General features: G+C 62.4%; 3 protein-coding genes. 1 reads left to right on the forward strand and 2 read right to left on the reverse strand.

Going from position 1 to position 5,590, the window contains the following annotated elements; all coding sequences use genetic code 11:
• Positions 1-472 (forward strand): ISAs1 family transposase (locus tag ACH4ZX_RS40045; RefSeq protein WP_398283831.1); only part of this gene is annotated, 472 nt, incomplete at its 5' end.
• A 206-nt stretch (positions 473-678) separates the two neighbouring features.
• Here ACH4ZX_RS40045 and ACH4ZX_RS40050 read toward each other — a convergent pair.
• Together ACH4ZX_RS40050 and ACH4ZX_RS40055 are read right to left on the reverse strand one after the other, a co-directional pair.
• A complete protein-coding gene (locus ACH4ZX_RS40050; RefSeq protein ID WP_398283833.1) occupies positions 679-3,363 on the reverse strand; it encodes a LuxR C-terminal-related transcriptional regulator in 2,685 nt (894 codons plus the stop codon).
• A 1,247-nt stretch (positions 3,364-4,610) separates the two neighbouring features.
• A complete protein-coding gene (locus tag ACH4ZX_RS40055) occupies positions 4,611-4,754 on the reverse strand; it encodes a hypothetical protein (RefSeq protein WP_398283835.1) in 144 nt (47 codons plus the stop codon).
• Positions 4,755-5,590: the final 836 nt, after the last annotated feature.

The raw sequence follows: 5,590 nt of genomic DNA on the forward strand, positions 1-5,590 counted from the left end.
GCTCAAGGCGCTCCCCTGGACTTCGATACCCGCCGTCACCAGGACGGATCGAGGACATGGGCGCCGCGCCACTCGCACGATCAAGGTCATCGACGTGCCGGCATGGGTCGAGTTCGCCGGGGCCGGGCACGTCGCCCAACTGCGGCGCACCGTCACCCGCAAGGGCCGACGGACCATCGAGATCGTCTACCTGATCACCAGCGCGGACGCCCGCACCGCGCCGCCCGCCGTCCTGGCCGCATGGACGCAGTCGCACTGGGAGATCGAGAACCGCCTGCACTGGGTCCGCGACGTCACCTTCGCCGAAGACCGCTCCCAGATCCGCACCGGCAACGCACCCCGCGTCATGGCGGGCCTGCGCAACACCGCGATCACACTGCTGCGCTTGGACGGACACCAGAACATCGCCGCCGCCCTGCGGCATCACGCACGCGCCACCGACCGCCCCATCAACCTGCTCCTGACAGCGTGATCAACAACTTTGCCGGAGCCCTGGCTCCGACGCCGTGATCACACCAGACACGACAAGATCATCTCATCCGTGACCAGCAGTTACGGGACAACCTGTAGACAAGTCACATCGTTGCAGGGCAGGAGCACTTTCCGCTTATTGGATCAAGCCTCGGACACCTCACCTCGTGAAAGCGCGAGGCAGAACCCAAGGACCCCGATAGGGGGTCACGGTTCAGGGAACGGCGAAAAGGACTCCACCATGACCATATAGGAGCTCAGGGCAGGCGCGAGTTCCTGCCGTGCGGTCACACCCAGTTTGATGTAAGCGCTTTGTAGATGATTGTCGACGGTGCTTACCGACAGGTGGAGGGTCGCGGCAATGCTCCTGCTTGTAGCACCTCGCGCCGCGAGTTGAGCTACTTCTCGCTCTCGACGAGTAAGCGGCGTAGCAGCGGTTAGGTTCGCAACTAGTGGGGTACGGGCAGCCTCGCAGCGGTCGAGTAGTCTGCTCGCTCGGTTTGTGGCGGCGGTGGCGTTGCGGGGCCGTGCGGAGCGATTCCACATACGAGCGGCTGTGCTCGCCGCTTCTGCCGCCAGAAGATCGGCGCCAACCGCTTCGAGGTTATCGGCCGCGGCAAGCAGTCGCTGGGGGTTTTCGGCAGCCAGCGCCGAAACGAACTCGAAACGAGCGACCGCAAGTTTCCCCTCGCATGTGCTAGCGAGTTCGCGCAGTCGATTGATCACTTCATGCGAACCGCCAAGGCGGGCGACGTCGGTCAACAGGAGAAATTCCGAAGCGAGCTGACCGGTGGCTCCGGCGTCATGCGCCGCAGCGATCAGTACCGCGCGGGCCTCTGCCAGTCGGCCCTGAGCGGCATACAGCCAGGCCTCTCCGATGTGTTCCTCACCGTTGCGGTAGCCCATCGGCGGGTAGGCGAGAGCCTCTTCGTGGTATGCCTGCGCTGCAGCTACGTCACCTTGTATCGCGGCACAGGCTGCCAGACCTGACAGAGCCAGGCGCAGCCCGCGGTGATTACGGTAGGTTCGGGCCTGGGCTGCTGACTCAGCGTACCAGCGTCTTGCCGTAGCGGGGTGGCCAGCCAGCCACTCGACGTGCGCCTGATGATAGGCCATCCATATCCAGCTGACCGGGTCATGAATCTCCGGCAGCCTGCTCCAGGCTCGACGCCCCGTCTCGCGCGCTTCGTTCAGACAACCAGCTTCGGCCTGGGCCAGAACGAGAGACACCAGATGACCAATCGGGGGGAGGAGCAGTGCTTGGTCGTTGAGCTTTTTGTGCAAGGTGTAGGAGGCTTGGGCGGAGAGCACCGCTTGGTCCGCTCTGCCCGTCAATGCCAGAGCTGCTGGTTTCATCATGGCTCCCATGAGCCAAATGCTGATGTTGGGGGCTTGCAGAGGGTCAGAGTCGAGAGCGTCCAGGAGTACCAGTGCCTTGACGGGTTGACCACAGATCGAACGCATGGCCCCTTCGGCAATCTTCAACATCCGCTGATGGTCCGGACTCGTCAGCTGATTCTTCACCGTCGCGTTCACCGTAAGTGCGGCATCCGTGCGGCCGGCTGCCCAGAAGAGGCTCATCATGCGTGCGAAGCCAACGTCCAGCTTTTCATCATCCGTTTCTGCGAGGGCGCCGGCTTCAAGGAGCACTTGTTCGGCCGTGTCGGGGTCTCCCTGTTCGAAGAGGGACTCGCCCAACAGGAGCAGACTCCGTGAAGTGTGCGTTCCTGTGGGCAAGGCGCGCAGCAGAGCGACGACGCGTTTGTAGTCGTGGGCGTGGCGAGCAATGGATGCCGCCCGCATTAGCAGGTCGGAGTTTGCAGTCCCGGTGGCCGCGAGGCGCCAGGTGGCTATGTGCAGGAGGTCATCGCGACGGCGAGCCCCCCAGGCTTTCGTCCGCTCCGCCTGAGCCAGCAGCAGTTCCTGTTTTCGGGACGCGGAGATGCGGGCGCGCAGCAGTTCACCGTAGAGCGGGTGTGCCAGAGCCAGGCTGGTCCGGCGCCTGTCGGTTGTCACCTTGATTAGGCCTGCGGTTTCAAGGCCTGCCAGCGTTTCCAGCGAGGAGATGCTGCGACAATCTTCCAGGGGCAGCGGAGCACAAAGAGCCAGCAAATCCAGTACGGGCCTCGCTACCGGATCGACGGCGGCAATGCGGGTTGTTATGAGGTCCGTCAGCTGCGGACTGGCAGGGAGACGGCCGTCCGTCAGCTCCCAGATCAAGCCCTGAGAGGTGAGCAGATCGGACTTTAGGGCCCCCAAGACGAGTTCCTGCAGGTAAAGTACGTTTCCTCCGGCAATGGTGTGCAGGTTGCTGACGGTGCGTCTTCCCACTGGGCCGCCCAAAGCAGCGGCCAGCAGCCTTTCCACATCCTCCTCGGTGAAAGGACCCAGGTCGATCCGGTGCACAGTGTCTCCCTTGCACAGGGCGCTTACTGCTTCTCCCGTCTGCTCTCCCTCACGCACCGTACCGATGAGCCACACCACGCCGGCGTCGATCAGATGTCTCAGCAAAACAGCAGACGAAGCGTCCAGCAGATGCAGGTCGTCCACCAAGAGGGTCCAGCGGCAGCGCTTCGGCCCGGCTAGTGAGGCGGCCACAGCAGCAAATCCTTGAGCTGGATCTGAAAAGTCCACGCTGGACGGAATCAGATGCGCTATGGCTCCCAAAGGTACCGCCGAAGCGGCAGCGGATGCTGTCACCCTTTCATGTTTCATCCCGTTCTTCACTGCTCTGGCCAAGCACTCCTCGGCCAGTCGCGACTTGCCGACACCCTGGGGGCCGAAAATCACGAAACCCCGACAATGTTCGTCAGCCTGCGCCATTGCGAAGCGCCTCAACTCCTCGTTCCGCCCCACCAGCGGCCATCTGGATACGATCCTATTTGCCTCCATCACAACCTCCGTGCATGCCTATCGATGATTGACCCCGGCGGGGAGCGTCAGTGCAAGTGATGCAATCGAGTATGGTGCTCTAGGTCGTGTCCCACAATGTGGTGTAGCAGCGATTACGGCAAAGATGCAGGTCACGTGCCCAATCAGCCCGCACGACACCCCTGCCAACCTGACTGGCCATCAGGTAGGGGGTCTTGGCTGAGGCGGCCCGACGCGGAGCCCATGGCCTGGCCTCGGAGAAGGTCGCGTCAACGTCGGCAGCGCCGCGCCGCAGGCGTCACTAACTGACGTGGCGTCAGGTGTGTCCGGTCGGCGAGTGCCAGAATCTGGCCCACGAACTGCACTTTCGCGGCGATCGCTGCTACACCACTTGGTGGGACACCATCGTGCTCTAACCCGCAGGTAACTCAACCTGCTATTCTGGCCATCTTCCCGAGGCTCCAGAGGCGTCTCTTTTCAGTAATGTGAAGTGGCGTGAAGCGCACGAGCATGTAGTCGAATGTGTGGGTATTGCATGCCTCCACGTCGAGTTACAGGACGGCCTTTAGGTGAAGCCACTGGTTGATTATCCATGGCGGACAATTTTTCGGGTCGCAGCCCGATCTTGTATACGTCGCGTTGGACTGGGAGTTGAAGCTGATATTTTGGCTCCTGCTGGGTCAGCCTGCCCGTGTTGAGGGCACCGGACAATCGGAACCTGTCTCCCCTCAGCGTCAGTGACTGAGCTTTTTCAGCGTCACTCGGCAGGGTGAGGTCGCGCCTGCTGTTGACGGCCGCCCGGACCGAGGTGATCGTGCTCGGCCGTGCCGGCGGCAACGGCGGCACCGTCACCCGATCGGTGCCCACTCTGAAGCTCACTGGATCCGTCCGAAGTTCCAGCTGGCGATGATCCGTCGCTCTGCTACGCCTAAAGGCAGGCGAGCGAGGGGCCAATCCATGCGCGTCAGTTTCGTCTAATTTCCTCGTCGGGAAAATATTCTTGACGCGCATCTGAGAAAACGATCGACGTGCGTGGCCGGCCTCTGGCTCTCCTCTGTGTTTATGTGCCAAAAAGCCTTCTTAGGGTAGCGCATCAGATCCATTTTCCGTCCATCTGCTATCGGAAGTCATGAATCAGATCCGTTACCCGTGCAGACCCGCTTGACCGGCTCTCCGGTGGCCCTTATCGACACTGAACCGGCTACAGGGGACGGGTACGGGGGTTGACTACCAACCTTTTGAGTGGTGGTCAAACCGCATCTGGACCTTCACTTTTCGAGGTCGGAGCGCATGGCCAGGAACAGCTTGGCTGCCTCCGCCACCGTGCTGTCCGGGATAACGGTTACCCCCACCGTGGTGTCGTCGGCCCAGCCGCACCTGATGTTGCTGTCCCCCGTCAGAGAAGCGAGCAAACACTCCATCGATCGAAAACCGGAATGACCCCTGCAAGCCGACCACGCCGGGTACGAAACATATAGGGGCACCCCCCAGAGGGCCTGCGTTGAGCTGCCCTAACCCGTAGTCCCAGCCCATGCGATCAAGCATTCCTCGAACGATGTGCTCTCGGCATACCGAGGGGTCCTCCGGCACATTGTCCACCCCTTCGATGACGACCGGCTGCTTCTTCCCTGAGGCGGCCTGGAAGCCACGTGCAACTAGGTGCATCTCGGGTCGCACGTCCCCGGGATCCGTGTAGATCTCCGATGGCGACGTGGGTTCCGAGGCGCGGTGGAGGCCGCCAACGCTCACGGGGTCAACGAGGAACTTGCGCTTGAGGGTGGTCGAGGGGGGCGCCGAAGACGTCTGAAGGAGGGAACTGGACGTGGCTGTCGGCTCTTCCCATCCCTCATCGTCCTGGCCGGGCTGGCAAGCCGCGAGGGTGGCTGCGGCAGTCAAACTTGCCAGAGCCAGCGGAAGTCGGGGCGGGTAGGGCGTAGACACTGCTAGCTCTCCTGCAAGAAACAACGGGAGCGGACGGGACGGCGGAGGGCAACCAAGGGTCGCCCACGGGGAGCGTTCGCCGATGTCAGCCTATTTCGCCCCCGAACGATAAGGGTGGCCGGTCGGTTGGACGTGAGTAATCCCTGCCTCTATGACAGATCGTGCGAGGGCCGGTCGTGCGTGGAGGGGGCAGGGCGTGATCAAGCTCCTTGTGAACCGCCCCGGTTCGGATGGAGACTCGATTTCATGAAAGGATCGAGTCATGGCACGACCTTCCCGTTACCCGCTTGAGCTCCGCCGTCGTGCG

The sequence above is a fragment of the Streptomyces sp. NPDC020490 genome (assembly GCF_044335305.1).
Lineage (GTDB): Bacteria > Actinomycetota > Actinomycetes > Streptomycetales > Streptomycetaceae > Streptomyces.